Annotated in this window: 17 protein-coding genes; 12 read left to right on the top strand and 5 right to left on the bottom strand. The window is 68.7% G+C overall.

What is annotated here, in order from left to right:
- Positions 1 to 24 precede the first annotated feature (24 nt).
- Positions 25 to 1,173, bottom strand: coding sequence for a dihydropteroate synthase (locus NO878_RS03785; RefSeq protein ID WP_256404624.1), 1,149 nt, complete (start codon positions 1,171 to 1,173; stop codon positions 25 to 27).
- Positions 1,174 to 1,340: 167 nt separating this feature from the next.
- Here NO878_RS03785 and NO878_RS03780 point away from each other — a divergent pair, with 167 nt between their 5' ends.
- Together NO878_RS03780 and NO878_RS03775 are read left to right on the top strand one after the other, a co-directional pair.
- Entirely contained in the window at positions 1,341 to 1,925 is a 585-nt protein-coding gene (locus NO878_RS03780) for a DUF8114 family protein (RefSeq protein WP_256404623.1), read from the top strand.
- A complete protein-coding gene (locus NO878_RS03775) occupies positions 1,922 to 2,689 on the top strand; it encodes an RNA methyltransferase (protein ID WP_256404622.1) in 768 nt (255 codons plus the stop codon). Before NO878_RS03780 ends, NO878_RS03775 begins: the two co-directional genes overlap by 4 nt.
- A gap of 81 nt (positions 2,690 to 2,770) precedes the next feature.
- Here NO878_RS03775 and NO878_RS03770 read toward each other — a convergent pair whose 3' ends face one another.
- Positions 2,771 to 3,208, bottom strand: a complete 438-nt coding sequence (locus NO878_RS03770; protein WP_256404621.1) for a MaoC/PaaZ C-terminal domain-containing protein — start codon at positions 3,206 to 3,208, stop codon at positions 2,771 to 2,773.
- 86 nt (positions 3,209 to 3,294) lie between these two features.
- The gene (locus NO878_RS03765; protein ID WP_256404620.1) at positions 3,295 to 4,215 is read right to left on the bottom strand and encodes an HhH-GPD family protein; all 921 of its coding nucleotides are present in this window, start codon (positions 4,213 to 4,215) and stop codon (positions 3,295 to 3,297) included.
- 88 nt (positions 4,216 to 4,303) lie between these two features.
- Between NO878_RS03765 and NO878_RS03760 the strand changes: the two genes are divergently transcribed.
- The 4 genes from NO878_RS03760 (at position 4,304) to NO878_RS03745 (ending at position 7,343) form a co-directional block, all read left to right on the top strand.
- Positions 4,304 to 4,633: a ribbon-helix-helix protein gene (locus tag NO878_RS03760; RefSeq protein ID WP_256404619.1), complete on the top strand. Its 330-nt coding sequence runs from the start codon at positions 4,304 to 4,306 to the stop codon at positions 4,631 to 4,633.
- Between the two features lie 75 nt (positions 4,634 to 4,708).
- The gene (locus tag NO878_RS03755) at positions 4,709 to 5,896 is read left to right on the top strand and encodes a UxaA family hydrolase (RefSeq protein WP_256404618.1); all 1,188 of its coding nucleotides are present in this window, start codon (positions 4,709 to 4,711) and stop codon (positions 5,894 to 5,896) included.
- Positions 5,893 to 6,204, top strand: coding sequence for a UxaA family hydrolase (locus tag NO878_RS03750; RefSeq protein WP_256404617.1), 312 nt, complete (start codon positions 5,893 to 5,895; stop codon positions 6,202 to 6,204). The genes NO878_RS03755 and NO878_RS03750 overlap by 4 nt, the downstream gene beginning before the upstream one ends.
- Entirely contained in the window at positions 6,204 to 7,343 is a 1,140-nt protein-coding gene (locus tag NO878_RS03745) for a UxaA family hydrolase (RefSeq protein ID WP_256404616.1), read from the top strand. Before NO878_RS03750 ends, NO878_RS03745 begins: the two co-directional genes overlap by 1 nt.
- A gap of 70 nt (positions 7,344 to 7,413) precedes the next feature.
- Here the strand turns inward: NO878_RS03745 and NO878_RS03740 are convergent, their stop codons facing one another.
- Positions 7,414 to 7,860, bottom strand: coding sequence for a ribbon-helix-helix domain-containing protein (locus tag NO878_RS03740; RefSeq protein WP_256404615.1), 447 nt, complete (start codon positions 7,858 to 7,860; stop codon positions 7,414 to 7,416).
- 130 nt (positions 7,861 to 7,990) lie between these two features.
- On the opposite strand from NO878_RS03740, the gene NO878_RS03735 reads away from it, so the two are divergent.
- The 3 genes from NO878_RS03735 (at position 7,991) to NO878_RS03725 (ending at position 10,010) form a co-directional block, all read left to right on the top strand.
- Positions 7,991 to 8,254: a BolA family protein gene (locus NO878_RS03735; RefSeq protein ID WP_256404614.1), complete on the top strand. Its 264-nt coding sequence runs from the start codon at positions 7,991 to 7,993 to the stop codon at positions 8,252 to 8,254.
- A gap of 43 nt (positions 8,255 to 8,297) precedes the next feature.
- On the top strand, positions 8,298 to 9,716 hold the full coding sequence (locus NO878_RS03730) for a class II fumarate hydratase (RefSeq protein WP_256404613.1): 1,419 nt from the start codon (positions 8,298 to 8,300) through the stop codon (positions 9,714 to 9,716).
- A 135-nt stretch (positions 9,717 to 9,851) separates the two neighbouring features.
- The gene (locus NO878_RS03725; protein WP_256404612.1) at positions 9,852 to 10,010 is read left to right on the top strand and encodes an HVO_2901 family zinc finger protein; all 159 of its coding nucleotides are present in this window, start codon (positions 9,852 to 9,854) and stop codon (positions 10,008 to 10,010) included.
- On the opposite strand, the gene NO878_RS03720 is transcribed toward NO878_RS03725, so the two are convergent.
- Positions 10,011 to 11,612: a M61 metallopeptidase family protein gene (locus NO878_RS03720; protein ID WP_256404611.1), complete on the bottom strand. Its 1,602-nt coding sequence runs from the start codon at positions 11,610 to 11,612 to the stop codon at positions 10,011 to 10,013.
- 91 nt (positions 11,613 to 11,703) lie between these two features.
- Between NO878_RS03720 and NO878_RS03715 the strand changes: the two genes are divergently transcribed.
- The 3 genes from NO878_RS03715 to NO878_RS03705 are packed head-to-tail and all read left to right on the top strand — an operon-like array spanning position 11,704 to position 15,401.
- Positions 11,704 to 13,488 (top strand): PAS domain-containing protein, encoded by a 1,785-nt coding sequence (locus tag NO878_RS03715; protein ID WP_256404610.1) that lies wholly within the window; start codon positions 11,704 to 11,706, stop codon positions 13,486 to 13,488.
- A 38-nt stretch (positions 13,489 to 13,526) separates the two neighbouring features.
- Entirely contained in the window at positions 13,527 to 14,813 is a 1,287-nt protein-coding gene (locus tag NO878_RS03710) for a cytosine deaminase (protein WP_256404609.1), read from the top strand.
- Positions 14,814 to 14,861: 48 nt separating this feature from the next.
- The gene (locus NO878_RS03705; RefSeq protein WP_256404608.1) at positions 14,862 to 15,401 is read left to right on the top strand and encodes a helix-turn-helix domain-containing protein; all 540 of its coding nucleotides are present in this window, start codon (positions 14,862 to 14,864) and stop codon (positions 15,399 to 15,401) included.
- Positions 15,402 to 15,408 lie beyond the last annotated feature (7 nt).

Genomic DNA, 15,408 nt, shown 5'->3' with positions numbered 1-15,408 from the left:
GAAGCGTTGGGCATAAGCTTTCTCTTAGTCCGGGGCAGCGTCGACGGCGGCGAGTGCCCGGTCGAGGGCCGCCGAGGGACTGTTCGCAGCCTCGGCGACGGCCGAGAGGGCTGCCGTCGTCCCGACGAGCAGTCGCCGGTCGTCGTCCGGCGCACCGGCGACGGCGGCGTCGGTTCCCGCGGTGGCGGTCGCCAGGGCGTCGCGTTCGGCCGGGGCGAGTCCCCCGAGTTCGAAGACGCGAACCGTCCCCCGTCTGGCGGCCGTCTCGTCGGCGTCGAGGCGGTCGAGGTGGCGGCGGAGTTCTCGGTCGGTCGTCACGTCGAGTTCCTCGACGGTCACGTCGCCGTCGGTCGTCCGAACCCGGTCCCGGGCGAATGCGTCGCCGATGAGGGCGGCATCGCGCGTCTCGGCGACGTCGTGGGTCCGGATCACGTGAGCGCCGCGCTCGACGGCCATCGCGGTGGCAGCGAGGCTCACGGGCAGGGCCTCCTCGGTCGAGCGGCCGGCGAGGTCACGGAGGAAGTTCTTGCGGTTGATCGAGACGAGAATCGGGCGGTCGAGGCCGCGGAACTCCCGGAGGCGGTCGAACGTCTCGCGGTCGTCCGCGAGAGTCTTCTCCTCGCTCCAACCGCCGAAGGCGGGGTCGACGATGGTCTTGTCGGTGAGTCCCTCCCGCTGGAGGGCGTCGTAGATGTCGTCGACCGCCTCGACGGCACCCGGGCGTTCGAGGTCCGGCGGGCTGGCCATCTTTGCGACCGCCACGTCGCGCTCGGCGCAGATCCGAGGCATCGCAGGGTCGGCGAAGCCACAGATGTCGTTTACCATGTCGAAGCCGGCGTCGAGCGCTGCCTCCGCTACCTCGTGATAGCGCGTCTCGATGGAGAAGACGGCGTCGCCGGAGACACTCTCCATGGCCGCCACGGCGGTGTCGAGGCGTTCGAGTTCCTCCTCGGCGGAGAGCACCTCGAAGCGCTTGTTCGCGGATTCGAGCCCGATGTCGACGATGTCGGCCCCTTCGTCGATGAGTTCCTCGTCCACGTACGCGGCCGCCTCGCCCGCGTCGTCGAAGACGCTCGGATCGTAGGGTGACTCTCGGCTGACGTTCAACACGCCCATGAGTCGCGGCGGATAGTCGTCGCCGATACCGAGTCCCGCGGCGTCCACGTTTCGCATGGGACGCCTTCGGGTCCCGATCACCATATGCGGATCGGTCAAGGGGGGTGGTGCCTTGCCGGATCGTATCCTGCCGCGTCCTGAGGTGGGTCGCCGCTACCCCAGTCGGTGCCGTCCGGCTGCCGAAGACGCGCTCTTTTTATCCGGCCGCCCGATAGGCTGGGCCAATGGCAAAGGTCAGTATCGGGCTTCGCGGCTGGCGCTTCGAGGAGTCCGACGTGTTCACCGACGACGGGGAGTTCAAACCCCTCGACGAGATGCCGGCGGACGACCGGGACCGACTCGTCCGACTCGCTCGACTCGTCGACGAACCCTGTGACGCCTGCTATCTGGTTCACGGCGAGGACGACGTTTCGCGGTGTACCCCCGCGGCCATCGTCTACGGCGAACCCGGCGAGGAAGTCCTCCTCTGTGCGGACCACGAGGCTGACTTCCTCTACTGGTACCGGGAGGCCGGGGGGACGGCCCACCGCGGCGAGCCAACCTTCCGCGACGAGTTCCACGAGTGGTTCCACGGCGGCGGGCGGGCACCGGAGGGGTACGGCGGCCTCGAACACGTCGAGACCGACCGGGACAGCCTCCCTTCGCCCCCCGATCCGGAGGAGATCAACCGGCGGCTCAACGAGGCGTTCGACGGGCGGAAGATCGACCTGCACGAGGACGAGACGGCGGAGGGAGCAGAGAGCGCGGCCGACGACGCGGACCTCGACCTCGACGACGTCGACCTCGGCACCGACTATCCGTCCCGATGAGCCGTCAGCGACCGGTGGTGGTCGTCGTCGACGCCGAGACGCCGGGCAACGTCGGCACCATCGCCCGTGCGATGAAGAACTTCGGGTTGACGGAGCTGAAACTGGTGAACCCGCCGGAACTCGATCCCGACGGGGAGGCCTACGGCTTCGCCGGCCACGCCCGCGAGGATGTCCTCCCGAACGCCGAGACGGTGACCTTCGAGTCGGTCGTCGACACCTACCACACGGTCGGCTGTACGGCGATCACCGGCGAGGATAGCCGCCGACACGTCCGGTTCCCGTTCAAGACGCCGCGGGAACTCGCCGAGAGCCTGCGGACCGTCGACGCGCCGACCGCGCTGGTGTTCGGCCGTGAGGGCCGTGGCCTCGACAACGAGGAACTCAGCCGACTCGACGAGGTGTGTTCGATCCCGGCGAGTTCGGCGTATCCCGTCCTGAATCTCGGCCAGGCGGCGACGATCATGCTGTACGAACTCCGGGGGTTGACCGTCGAGGAGACCCAACTGCCGGACGTAGAGTGCGAACGGGCCGACGAGGCCGACATCGAACGCTTCCACGACTTCGTCGACGAGTTTCTGGACGCCAGCGGCTACAAGGACGTCAAACGCGACAAGACGCGGCGACTGGTACGTCGGCTGATCGGCCGCGCCCATCCGACGGATCGAGAGATCCACACGCTACTCGGCGTGTTGCGCCGCGCGACCGGACAGCTAAGCCACCGGCAGGAGCTTCTCGCGGAGTACGACGAACCCGACCGGTGGTGACCGGCGGCTCACGAACAGACGACGACGAAATCCAGTAGCGCCGCGAGGCCGCGAACCACGCTCCAAACGCGCCAGCCCACGTTACGACGTCGAGACGAGGACGAGCGCTTCAAGCGCCAGCACCGTCTTATCGCCGGCAGTCGTCTCGACGCCCCAGCGGACCGTCCCGTACTCGTCGGTGTCGTCGCCCTCGTCGACGCCGTGGATCGACGAGTGGATGGTGAGTTCGTCACCCGGGACGACCGGTGCGGGCCAGCGGAGCCGATCCAATCCCTTCGCGCCGACCGACGCCGTCTCCGAGAGGAAGCCGTCGACGAACAGCCGCATCGACATCGAGGCGGTGTGCCATCCGCTGGCGATCAGGTCGCCGTACATGGAGTCGGCCGCACGCTCCGGATCGGTGTGGAACCACTGTGGATCGTACTGCTCTGCGAACTCCAGGATCTCGGCTTCGGTGACCGCGTAGGTTCCGTACGACTCGTCGTCCCAACGCTCGATATCGTCGAGAAAGACCGTCATCGAATCGATGATCGGCGGCCGGCATAAAGTGCATTCCCCTCGATTCGCGCCGACATCTCGGCGGGCTCCCCGCACCTCGGCTGCCCTCACTCCCGCAGTCGAGCGACCGTCTCATCGCCCTGTCGCTCGACATCGACGAGGCCGTCGTCGGCGAGGTCGGCGAGCAACCCTCGGAGCCACTCCCGGCCGTATTCGCCGTCGGGCGCGTAGTCGACGCGCACCTTCGGCCCGAGTTCGTCCAGTGGGACCGCCTCCCGTTCGGCGAGGGCGGCGACGACCCGCCCACGCTTCTGTCGCCGACTCCCCTCGAAACTCGGCTGGGTCGGCACGTCTGGAGCGGTGAAATCACCGGTCTCGTAGGCCCGACACCAGCGCCGCCACGGACACCCCGCTTCGTCACACCGGGGCGTCTTGCCGCAGGCCACGCCCCCGAGTTCCATGATGGCGTTGTTCCAGACGCGGGATTCCCCGGCCGGCATGAGGGCGTTCGCTAGCTCCTCGTACGGCGGCTCGTCCCCACTATCGACGTCCGCAAATGCACGGTAGAGCACCCGCTCAACGTTAGTGTCGACGACGGCGTCGCCGGCATTGAACGCAAAGCTCGCCACGGCGTTGGCCGTGTAGGGGCCGACGCCCATCAGCGCCTCCAGTTCGTCGGGGCGTTCGGGCCACTCGCCGTCGAACTCCCCGACGATCTGGCCGGCGGCTTCGTGGAGGTATCGCGCCCGGTTGTTGTAGCCGAGTCGCTGGTCGGACCAGAACGCGACCACCTCGCTCCGGTCGGCGGCCGCCAGGTCGTCGACGGTCGGCCACCGGTCGAGGAAGGCCGCCCAGGCGTCGACGACGCGATCCAGCTGGGTCTGCTGGCTCATCACCTCGGAGACGAGGATCTCGTACGGGTCGGTCGTCCGCCGCCAGGGGAACTCGCGGTGGTCCGCCTCGTACCACTCGACGAGCGCCGAGCGGACAGCCGCTAAGTCCTCCGACGGCAGGGCGTCCTCGCTCATCGTCGGACGGTGGTGACACGACCGGTTAGGCGTGCTGGTTCCGGGCGGGAGCCGAAAGCCGTATTCGGCGCCCCGGCCTTGCCGGCGTATGAGCCTCGACCGACTCACCGCGGACGTGCGAGACGCCTACGGCGACATCGGCGACGACGTTACCGTCGAGTTGGACCGCGAGACACGCAACGAACTCGCCATGCTCTCGGCGGTCTTCGACGCGCCGAACGAGGGGGAGTTGATCCGGCGCGCGGTCCACGCACTCTACCGCTCGACGGTCGACACCGGCAACCTCGATTTCCATCTCCGGCGAGCCTACGACGTGACCTACGACGAGTATCTGTACGGCGAGTTGGAGGACACCTACGAGGAGGCGGGGGGACACCCCGGTCTCGACCGCGACGACGAACGGCGCTACCAGCAGTGAGGAGGGCCAGTTCGGCGCCCAGCCGACGGTTCTGACGGTGGAAACCCTTTAGTTCGCAGGGGGTGAGCCGAAGGTATGCCGACTTTCGAGGGCTACGAACGGTCAGACGGCCCTGCAGGCGTCAGAAACTACGTCGCCGTGTTGCCGGTCTCCATTGCGGCGTCGGCTATCGCCGACGAGATTGCAGACCGCGCGGGCGAGCAGGTCCGGTCGACGCCACACCAGATGGGGCGTGATCCGCCGGCGGCCGCCAGAGCGCAGATCGAGCGCACGCTCACGGGCGTGGGGCGCAACCCCAACGTGGGCGCAGCGCTGGTCGTCGCCTTCGGCACCGAGCGGATCGACGCCGACGAGATTGCGGACGGAATCGTCGCCGCCGGACGACCGGTCGAGACGCTCTCGGTCAGAGAGTCCGGTGGGACCACCGCCGCCGTCGAGGCCGGCGTCGACGCCGTGGGTGGTCTGTGGGACGAGATCGGTGATCACCGACGCGTCGAGTGTGACGTGAGCGAACTCCGCTTTGGCGTCGAGTGTGGCGGCTCGGACGCGACCAGCGGTATCGCGGCGAATCCCGCGGTCGGCGTCGCCTGCGACCGCCTCGTCGAGGACGGCGGCACCGCGACCTTCTCGGAGACGCCGGAGTTTATCGGGGCCGAACATATCCTCGCGGAGCGCTGTGTCGACGAGTCGGTCCGCGAACGACTCCTCGAACGTGTCGACCGACGGGAGTCGGCGGCGGAGCTGATGGGTGTCGACCTCCGGGGGGCCCAGCCCACCCCCGGCAACCAGGAGGGAGGCTTGACCACCATCGAGGAGAAGAGTCTCGGTGCGATCACCAAAGGCGGGACGACGCCGGTCCGTGGCATCGTCGACTACGCGGCGGAACTTCCGGTCGGCGGCGGACTGGTCCTCATGGACACCCCGGGCTACGACGTCGAGAGCGTGGTCGGCAAGGTTGCCGGCGGCGCACAGGTCGTCGCGTTCACGACCGGTCGCGGTTCGACGACGGGCAACCCCATCGCGCCGGTCATCAAGGTAACCGGGAACCCGAAGACGGCCGACCGCCTCGCGAACAACATGGACGTCGACGCGAGCACGGTTCTCGACGGCGAGTCGCTCGACGCCGTCGGTGACCGGATTTACGACCGGCTTCAGTCGGTCGCCAGCGGCGAGCGGACGGCCGCCGAGCGCCGCCGCCTCGAGGAGTTCGCGATCAACGAACTCCAGCCAAACGAACTCGCGGAACTGCGGGGTGAGGTATGAAAGGCGAGGTGCTCGGTGGCTGCGGCCTCCACATGGCCGCCGAGGACAACGTCGTCACGGCCATCGACGACCTAGAAGCAGGGACGACGATTCCGTACGGCGGCGAGCGGATCGAACTCGATGCTGACGTCCCGTTCGGCCACAAGGTGGCGCTGGTCGCGTTCGACCCCGGCGACGCCGTCGTGAAGTACGGCGAGGTGATCGGGCAGGCGACCGAGACCATCGACCCGGGCGAGTGGGTCCACACGCACAACGCCGAGAGCCGACGCGGGCGCGGCGACGTCGCCGCCGAGGGGGAGGTGGCCTGATGTCGGCCCCCGACACCTCACTCTCGGATGACGCCTCCGAGCCGCTGTCGGCCCCGCTCGAAGCGTACGCCCGTGACGACGGCGTTGGCGTCCGCAACCGTGTGTTGGTCGTCCCCTCGGTGATCTGTTCGCACATCGTCGCCCAGCGAATCGCCGACGCCGTCGACCGAGCGGTCTGTGCGCCCCACGATCACGGCTGTGCACAGATCGGCGCCGACCACGAGCAGACCGAGCGGACGCTATTGAACGTGACCCGCAACCCCAACGTCGCCGGCGCGACGGTCGTCGGTCTGGGGTGTGAACACCTCCAGAGCGGGCCGTTCGCCGAGCGGATCGCGGACCACGACGTGCCGGTTCGCGAGGCCGCGATCCAAGACGTCGGCGGTTCCGACGCCTGTATCGAGGTTGGCACGGAGGCGACGCGGGACCTCGCCACGGCGGCGGCCGCCGACCGGACCGAGGCGTCGCTCGCCGACCTCACCGTCGGCGTCGTCGGGTCGGACCTCGCGGCGTCGACCCGCGAGGTGGCCGACCCGCTCGTCGGCGAGACGGTGGACGCACTCCGGTCGGCGGGGGCGCGGGTCGCCGTCGCCGGCACCGAACGGCTCGCGCCCCACGCCGAGGCGGCCGCCAACCGCGCGGCCACCGACGCCGTCGCCGAGCGGATACGGGCCGCGGCCGAACGCACCGCCGACGAACCGGGGAACGTCCGCGGGCTGGTCCGACGGGCCGCCGACCTGTCGTTCGACGAGGTGGTCGGCGCGTGGGGCGACTCCCCGGTCGCGGAGTTCGTCCCCTACGGAGGTCGGATGACTGCCGCGGAGGGCCTCGCCGTCGTCGATACACCCTCCCGCTTCGAGGAGGCGGCGACGGCGCTTGCGGCCGCCGGCGCTTCGGTCGTCGTCCACGTCACCGCCGAGGGTATCCCGAGCGGGCACCCCATCGTCCCGGTGCTCAAGGTGACCGGCGACGGCGAGACGGCGGCGATCCTTCCGGACGATGTCGACGTCGACGCCCGGTCGACGACCCCCGACGCACTGCTCGACGAACTCCGGCGTGTCGCCGACGGCGAGCAGACGGCGACGGAGCGCCACGGTCTCACGAAGTTCGCGATCAACCGCGTCGGGCCGTCGATGTAGGTCGGGAGGCTCCGGCCGCCGACCGTCGTTCAGTCTAGACTGCTTCGACCGGGCGTACCTATTGGCGCGATTACCGCTCCTGTTCGGCGGGGTGGGGGTCACGGCTGGGCGGGTCGACCGGTGCCCTCGTCGCCGCGTCGGCGCGGTACAGGCGGAGGAGTTCCTCGAGGAGGATGGCGTGCCGGTCGCCGGCGGCGTACTGGTGATCGATGAAGTCCTCCGCGTCGTTGAACTTCCCGCGAAGCGCGAGTTTCCGGACGAACGACACGGATTCGAGGAAGGGCGGATGCTCCGTGTCGGCGTCGGTTCCCAGTTCGCGCTCTGCCTCCGGCATCACCTCCGATTTGATCTCCGCGTAGTCGATGGTCTCGGGGTCGTAGTCGTCGAGAACCTGGTTCAGCACGTAGTCGGTCGAGAAGCGATAGAACTCCGACTTGCTCTCGAATCGGTCCTCCTCGACGAGCGTTTCGATTTCCTCGACCACCGATTCGGGAAATCGCACCGTACTCTTTACCATAATATCCAACCACTCACTGTGGGATATTATACCTTTGTCAGACGATAGATTCGGCCGGAGACCGCCTCGATATTATCGGTGCCGTCGACCACACCCCGCCGTTTTTGTGCGCCCGCCGTCGGGATACGGTATGGACACCGCCGAGGTCGAACGACTCATCGAGGAGGGCATCGAGGATGCGGAGGCGACGGTCACGAAACCGCGGGTACCCGACGAGGACCACGAAGACGCCCACTTCGCCGCCGTCGTCGTTTCGCCGGCTTTCGAGGGACTCTCGCTCGTCCAGCAACACGAACTGGTGTACGATGCGCTGGAGGGGTACATGACGACAGACATCCACGCCTTGGAGATGAAGACGTACACGCCCGAGGCGTACGAGGAACACGGGGCGTAACGGTAACGGTACTTTTTACGCGACGGCTGCCGTTCGCTCGCCCATGAGCGACGACTCCGACTTCCGCGTCGAACGGGACAGTCTCGGCGAGATCCGCGTGCCGGCGGACGCGTACTGGGGCGCACAGACCCAGCGTGCGGTCGAGAACTTCCCGATCAGCGACGCACGCTTCGGACGGCGGTTCGTCCGGGCGCTCGGCATCGTCAAGAAGTCCGCGGCGCGGGCCAACCGTGATCTGGACCTCGTCGAGGCGGACGTCGCCGACGCGGTCGTCGCGGCGGCCGACGAGGTCATCGCCGGCGACCACGACGAGCAGTTCCCGGTCGACGTCTTCCAGACCGGATCGGGCACCTCCTCGAACATGAACGCAAACGAGGTGATCGCCAACCGCGCGGCGGAGTTGATGGGGGCGGAGGTCGGCGACCGTGTCGTCCACCCGAACGACCACGTCAACTTCGGGCAGTCCTCGAACGACGTGATCCCGACGGCGATGCACGTCGCCGCCTTGGAGGCGGTCGAGAAGGACCTGATCCCCGCGCTGGAGACGCTCGCTGAGGCACTGGACGAGAAGGCCGAGGCGTTCGACGGCGTCGTCAAGACCGGCCGCACCCACCTGCAGGACGCCACACCCGTCCGCCTCGGGCAGGAGTTCGGTGGCTACCGCACGCAGGTCGAGAAGGGGATCGAGCGCTGTGAGTCGGTCGCGCCGCGACTCGCCGAACTCGCCCTCGGCGGGACAGCGACGGGAACGGGCCTCAACACCCACCCCGAGTTCCCTGAGCGGGCGGCCGCGTACATCGCCGAGGAGACGGAACTCGACTTCCGCGAGGCCGACGACCACTTCGAGGCACAGGCCGCCCACGACGCGATGGGCGAGGCCCACGGCGCACTCCGGACGGTCGCGGGGTCGATGAACAAAATCGCGAACGACCTTCGACTGCTCGCCTCCGGCCCACGGAACGGTCTCGGCGAGATCGAACAGCCGGAGAACCAGCCCGGGAGTTCGATCATGCCCGGGAAGATCAACCCGGTCGTCGCGGAGGCGGTCAATCAGGTCCACACGCAGGTCGTCGGCAACGACGCCGCCGTCTCCGCCGGCGCCGCGGGCGGCCAGATCGACCTCAACCTCTACAAACCCGTGATCGCGCACAACTTCCTGCAGTCGGCGTCCCTGCTCGCGAACGCCGCCGAGACGTTCGCCGACAAGTTCGTGGCGAAACTGGAGGCCAACGAGGAGCACTGTGCCGACGCCGTCCAGCGGTCGATGGCGCTCGCGACGGCGCTCAATCCCGCCATCGGCTACGACAAGGCCTCGGAGGTCGCCAAGGCGGCGCTGAAAGACGGCCGGACCGTCCGCGAGGTGGCCGTCGAGAAAGGGTATCTCACCCCGGACGAAGCCGACGAGGTTCTCGACCCCGAGCGGATGACCCACCGGGGCATCCTGCGCGGCGACGACGAGTGACCGGCGGTGTGTCTCGGGACGCCGACGTGACCGCATCCGGGTGACGACGGCGCGATCCCACCGCGTTCGGCCGGTACTGCCAACCTATGGAACCGAAACGACACGTTCATAGTGGATGCTGTCGATGCTCAGAATATGCCGCAGAGCCACCTCTCCGCCCGCCGTGATCTCCTCGTCTGTCGAAAGTGCGACGCCGAGTTCCCGGAGGGCCGCGCCACGAAGGATGGCTGGACCTACGAGTGTCCGGAGTGTGGCGAGGCGACCGGTCTCGGCGAGGGTCTCCGTCGCGTCTGATCACTCCCGCCGTCGGCACAGCGCGCCACACACCAGAAGTGCCACGGCAGCGACACCTGCGCCCACACCGAACCCGGGTGCCGACCCCTCCGTATTGGTGCGAGCCGTCCCCGTCTCCTCTTCACTTTCGGTTCCCGTGTTCTCGCCCTCAGTCTCTGCCGCGGTGGTCGACGCCGTCGTCGGGTCCGTCTCGGTGGCGACGATGCCGTCCGGCCCCGCGCCCGCAACGAACGGGTGCTGGCCGCGGTCCACTTCCGCGCCGCTCGCCGTCCCATCGCTGTCGGGGTCGAGTTCCGGCGCAGCCACGTAGTACCGCGGATTATCGGGCAGGGGCGGCAGGGCGTCGGTGGTGACGTACCGATCCAACCACGGCCCCAGCGACTCGTCGTCCGCCACCTCGATTACTGCCCCGCGGAAGGCCTGGTAGTCGGCGAACGGCTCCGAGCGCCCCGAGAATACGTCACGGAGCGTCCGATCCTCGTTGGTACGGCGCCTGATCTCCGCGTCTAAGGCGGCGAGGACGTGTGCGCCTTTGTCGTAGTGGGCGGTGGTTCCCGTCCACGTCTGGGGGTCGCTCAGGACCACCGACCGATTGTCCGGCGCGTACGCGTCCGCCTGGAGGTCGGCACGGAAGGACTCGTAGGTCCCGACGCCGTCGTTGAGGGCGAACAGGTGGCCGTAATACTCCGCGCTCCCTTCGTTCAGCCACGTCGCGTCGCGAGTGCCGACCGTTCCCAGTCGCGTGTGGACGTACTCGTGGGAGAACACCGCCCCCGTCTCGTCTAGGCGGAGGCCCGACTCCCCGACCCAGAACGCCGTGTCGACGGTGGCGGCGTCGACGTTCGCGGTGCTCTCGTCGGTAACAGGGAGGACGAACACCGTGATGCGGTCGTGGCGGACGCCGAAGTCGAAGTGCTCGTTCGCGGTTCGCAGGAAGGTCGTCGCCCGCGTCGCGTTGGCGTCCGTGGCTCCGAGGACGAACGTCGCGTTCTCGTCGGCGGCGGTCACGTTCCGGCGCTCGTGTTCGCCGAGGTAGGCGAGGTGGCTGCTCGCGTACCCGGGCTCCGAGTCGGCAACCCCGAAGGTCGTCGTCCGGACCGGCTGTGTGTCGGCGCGGACCTGCATCCGCGTGTTTGGCTGGGAGACGAGCGCCCAGCCGTCGCGCTCGACGCCGCGGACGCCGTCGCCGAGCGTGTCGCCGACGGCGAGACGGAGCGAGACGCTCGGTCGCTCGGTTTCGGTGTCCCAGCGGAATCGTGTCTCGCCCTCGCGCTCGAAGCCGTCGGTCCCCTCGACGGTGATGCCCGACAGCGAGAGCACCGGCACCGCGACCCGAAGCCCGGACACCGCGTCCGGAATCCGGTACGCGAAGGTGAGTGTCACGCTCCCGGGGTCGTCGTTTCGCGAGGCGACGATGCGTTCCCCGAGCGTCGTGGCGGCTTGCTGTGTGAGCGTCCCGTCCGACGGGGACGCGTCGGCGGCCGGTCGCCACCGTTCGGTCGGGAGGGCGTCGGTTTCGCCCGTCGCTGCGAGCGCGGGTGCTACGCCCGCAACGACGAGTAATACGACGACAAACAGCGTCCGACCCCGACGTGCCGACATGGCCGGGATTGGGCGGCGGCCGACAAGTATCTGTGGCCCTCTGCTGCCTCGGGGCCAAGGCTTATTTGACGACTCCGCACACGTTCACCGGATGCCTTCGAGTGATGCCGAGCGACTGGGCGACAGCGTGAGCGACCCGGTACGACGACGGGCGCTCGACGCCTTGCCTCTCGGCGTCGTCATCACCGATCCAACGGCGGCGGACAACCCCATCGTCTACGCCAACGACGCGTTCTACCGCCTCACCGGGTACGGGCCAGACGAGACCCTCGGCCGGAACTGTCGGTTTCTCCAAGGTCCGGAGACCGACTCCGACCGGGTCGCGGAACTCCGGGCCGCCGTCGACTCCGAGGAGTCGGCGTCGGTGGTCCTCCGGAACTACCGGCGCGACGGGAGCGTCTTCTGGAATCACGTCGAGGTTACGCCGCTCACGGACGCAGACGGGGCCGTCACCCACTTCCTCGGGGTCCAACACGACATCACGGATCTGAAGCGTCGCGAGCGAGAGATTACGGAGCGCCAGCGGCGCTTCGAGACGCTCCACGGCGCGAGCCGTGACTTCATGGACGCGACGGGACCCGAGGAGGTGGCACAGATCACCACCGACGCGGCGAACCACATCCTCGGGTACGCACACACCACGCTCCGTCTGGCCGACGAGGCCGACGGCCTGTTGCGGACAGTCGTCGGCGCCGCCGAGGCCGGCGCGCCCCCGGACTGCCGGATCGATGGCGACACGCCCGTCGCGCGTGTCTACCGCACGGGCGACCCGCTACTCTACGACGAACTCGCCACGGCGACCGACGGGAACGACCGGGACGACGCTCAGGCCGGCATGTACCTCCCCGTCGGCGAGTACGGCGTCCTGAGCGTCGGCGACCCCAATTCGGGTGCCTTCGACGATACCGACCTCGAAACCGCGGGCGTCCTTGCCAAACTCGTCGCCGGGGCGCTGTCGCGGCTGGAGTCCGAGCGGACGATCCAGCGGCGCAACGAACGCCTCGAGCGGTTCGCCGACATCGTCGCACACGACCTCCGCAACCCGCTCGGCATCGCCCGCGGACGACTCGAACTCGCCCGCGAAACCCACGACGGTGACGACTTCGCGGCCGTCGCTCGCGCCCACGACCGGATGTCGGCGCTCATCGACGACCTCCTCACGCTCGCCAGGGAGGGCGGCCCCGTGACAGCGGCCGACGCCGACTCGCTCGACCTCGGAGAGATTGTCCGCGAATGCTGGCGACACGTCGAGACTCCGAACGCCGAACTCCAGGTGGCCGACTCGCGGGCCGTCCGGGCCGACGAAGCGCGACTGCGACGCCTCGTCGAGAACCTGTTTCGGAATAGCGTGGAGCATGGCTCCACGGACAACCGGACAGAGTCCGGTGACAGCGTCGAACACGGTTCGACGAGCAGTCGGACAGAGTCCGACGACAGCGTGGAGCATGGCGCCACGGACAACCGGACAGAGTCCGGTGACAGCATCGAACACGGTTCGACGGACGGTCGACCGGACGCCGACGGGGCGACCGAAACCGCCCCCGATACCCTGACCGTCACCGTCGGCATCCTCGACGACTTCGTCAGGGGAGCGACCGACGACGCGTCGACCGCCGCGTCCGCGGCCGGCGACCGATGCGAGTTCGGGTTCTACGTCGAGGACGACGGCGTCGGCGTCCCCGTCGAGCGACGCGAGCGCATCCTCGACGATGGCTACTCGTCGCTTCCCGCCGGGACGGGCTTTGGTCTCTCCATCGTTCGGGAGATTGCCGACGCCCACGGCTGGACGGTGCGGGTCGCCGAGAGCGCGGGCGGCGGCGCCCGCTTCGAGTTCCGCGGCGTCGAGGGGCCGCACCCGGAGCCGAGCGACCCCTGAGTGCCAAGGAATATGTGCCGGCTGACCGACGCGTGGGTATGTCCGAGTACATCGTCACTGGCGGCCGACGGCTGGACGGCACGGCCATCGACATCGAGATTCGCGAGGGGCGCATCGACCGGATCGTCCCCGCGGGCGAGGGAGATCCGTCGTCGTTCCCATCCGACCGCCGGCACGACGCCGATGGGCGCCTGGTGACGCCGCCGCTGATCGAACCGCACGTCCACCTCGACGCGACTGGGACCGCCGGCGATCCATCTTGGAACGAGAGCGGGACGCTCGCCGAGGGAATCGACGTGTGGGCGGCCTACAAGGAGGACATCACCGTCGCGGACATCGTCGAACGGGCGACCCGGACCGTCGAGTGGTACGCGGCCAACGGCGTGACGCGGATTCGGACCCACGCCGACACGACCGAGCCGTCGCTGACGACCGTCGAAGCGTTGCTCGAACTGCGCGACCGAGTGTCCGACCTCGTCGACCTGCAGGTGGTCGCCTTCCCGCAGGACGGCATCTTCACCGCCGAAGGCCACGAGGACCTCCTCCGGGAGGCCGTCGAGATGGGCGTCGACGTGATCGGGGCGATTCCGCACAACGAACACACCCGCGAGGACGGCGTCGAGAGCGTCCGGACGGTCTGTGACCTCGCCGAGCGCCACGACCGTCCCCTCGACCTCCACATCGACGAGACGGACGATCCCGGCTCGCGGTTCACGGAGGTGCTGGCGAGCGAGGCGCTCAAGCGGGGTATCGGCGACCGGACGACGGCGAGTCACACGACCGCGATGCACTCCTACAACAACGCCTACGCGGACAAACTGATCTCGTTGCTCGCCGAGAGCGGCGTGGACGTCGTGACGAACCCCCCAGACAACTCGGTGCTCCAGGGAAGCTACGACGACTACCCGCGGCGGCGCGGCCACACCCGTATCGACGAACTCCGGGCAGCCGGGGTCACCGTCGGCCTGGGTCACGATTCGGTGCTCGACCCGTGGTATCACTACGGACAGGCCGATCCGCTCGACGCCGCGTTCGTCCTCCTCCACTACGCTCACATGGCCGGCCGTAGCGACGTGTCCCGACTGTGGGAGATGCTGACGGCGGCGAACGCCGCGGTGTTCGGGGTCGACGACTACGGCCTGCAGGAGGGCGGGGAGGGATCGCTCGTCGTCTTCGACAGCCCCGACGGATTCAACGCGCTCCGCACTCGCGCGCCCCGGAGCCTCGTGCTCCGCGAGGGTGTCACGACGGCGCGAACGGAGCCGGCACGGACGACGGTCCACCGCGACGACGGGACGCGCTCGGTCGACTTCCACCGAGAGTAACGGCCGGTCGGGCAGGGAGTTGAAATAGGACGACCGGATACACCGGATATGGCAAAATACTCTACGGGCTCCGGCGGTGGCGGGGACGACGGCGACGCCTGCGAACTCTGCGGTCACGAGACGTCGTCACTCGAACAGGCGACAGTCGCGGGTGCGAACCTGCTCGTCTGTTCCGAGTGTGCGCCACACGGCGAGACGGAGGGGCGTGGGTCAGGGTCGCACTCCGGAGCGGACGGCTCCGGCTCGGGGTCGCGAACCGACGCCGACGAGCCAAATCGCCGGAAGCGTGCCGCCCAGAACACCGCCCGCGTCTACGACGCCGCCCGAAGCAACACGAAGCGCTGGGAGGAGGAGGGCACCGACTACGAGTCCGACCGGCTCCCGTACCTCGTCTCCGACTACGGTGAGCGGATCGAGGCCGCCCGTCAGGACGCCGGTCTCACCGTCGAGGAGGTTGCCGACGAACTCGACGTCGACGAGGCGGACGTCCACGCGCTGGAGGAAGGACGCGCGACGAGCGCCGGCGTGGGCGGCTCTCTCGTCCGCGCCGTCGAGGAACGGTTCGGGATCGACATCGTCGACGAGTGAGCGGCCT

The organism is Haloplanus ruber (assembly GCF_024494725.1).
Lineage (GTDB): Archaea > Halobacteriota > Halobacteria > Halobacteriales > Haloferacaceae > Haloplanus > Haloplanus ruber.
Note: the sequence above shows the minus strand (reverse complement) of the source record. Positions and strands in the feature narration are given on the sequence as shown.

Bases quoted from the DNA above. Each gene is read 5' to 3' on its own strand.
- NO878_RS03785 (WP_256404624.1), bottom strand. From the start codon at position 1,173: ATGCGAAACGTGGACGCCGCGGGACTCGGTATCGGCGACGACTATCCG.
- NO878_RS03780 (WP_256404623.1), top strand. From the start codon at position 1,341: ATGGCAAAGGTCAGTATCGGGCTTCGCGGCTGGCGCTTCGAGGAGTCC.
- NO878_RS03775 (WP_256404622.1), top strand. From the start codon at position 1,922: ATGAGCCGTCAGCGACCGGTGGTGGTCGTCGTCGACGCCGAGACGCCG.
- NO878_RS03770 (WP_256404621.1), bottom strand. From the start codon at position 3,208: ATGACGGTCTTTCTCGACGATATCGAGCGTTGGGACGACGAGTCGTAC.
- NO878_RS03765 (WP_256404620.1), bottom strand. From the start codon at position 4,215: ATGAGCGAGGACGCCCTGCCGTCGGAGGACTTAGCGGCTGTCCGCTCG.
- NO878_RS03760 (WP_256404619.1), top strand. From the start codon at position 4,304: ATGAGCCTCGACCGACTCACCGCGGACGTGCGAGACGCCTACGGCGAC.
- NO878_RS03755 (WP_256404618.1), top strand. From the start codon at position 4,709: ATGCCGACTTTCGAGGGCTACGAACGGTCAGACGGCCCTGCAGGCGTC.
- NO878_RS03750 (WP_256404617.1), top strand. From the start codon at position 5,893: ATGAAAGGCGAGGTGCTCGGTGGCTGCGGCCTCCACATGGCCGCCGAG.
- NO878_RS03745 (WP_256404616.1), top strand. From the start codon at position 6,204: ATGTCGGCCCCCGACACCTCACTCTCGGATGACGCCTCCGAGCCGCTG.
- NO878_RS03740 (WP_256404615.1), bottom strand. From the start codon at position 7,860: ATGGTAAAGAGTACGGTGCGATTTCCCGAATCGGTGGTCGAGGAAATC.
- NO878_RS03735 (WP_256404614.1), top strand. From the start codon at position 7,991: ATGGACACCGCCGAGGTCGAACGACTCATCGAGGAGGGCATCGAGGAT.
- NO878_RS03730 (WP_256404613.1), top strand. From the start codon at position 8,298: ATGAGCGACGACTCCGACTTCCGCGTCGAACGGGACAGTCTCGGCGAG.
- NO878_RS03725 (WP_256404612.1), top strand. From the start codon at position 9,852: ATGCCGCAGAGCCACCTCTCCGCCCGCCGTGATCTCCTCGTCTGTCGA.
- NO878_RS03720 (WP_256404611.1), bottom strand. From the start codon at position 11,612: ATGTCGGCACGTCGGGGTCGGACGCTGTTTGTCGTCGTATTACTCGTC.
- NO878_RS03715 (WP_256404610.1), top strand. From the start codon at position 11,704: ATGCCTTCGAGTGATGCCGAGCGACTGGGCGACAGCGTGAGCGACCCG.
- NO878_RS03710 (WP_256404609.1), top strand. From the start codon at position 13,527: ATGTCCGAGTACATCGTCACTGGCGGCCGACGGCTGGACGGCACGGCC.
- NO878_RS03705 (WP_256404608.1), top strand. From the start codon at position 14,862: ATGGCAAAATACTCTACGGGCTCCGGCGGTGGCGGGGACGACGGCGAC.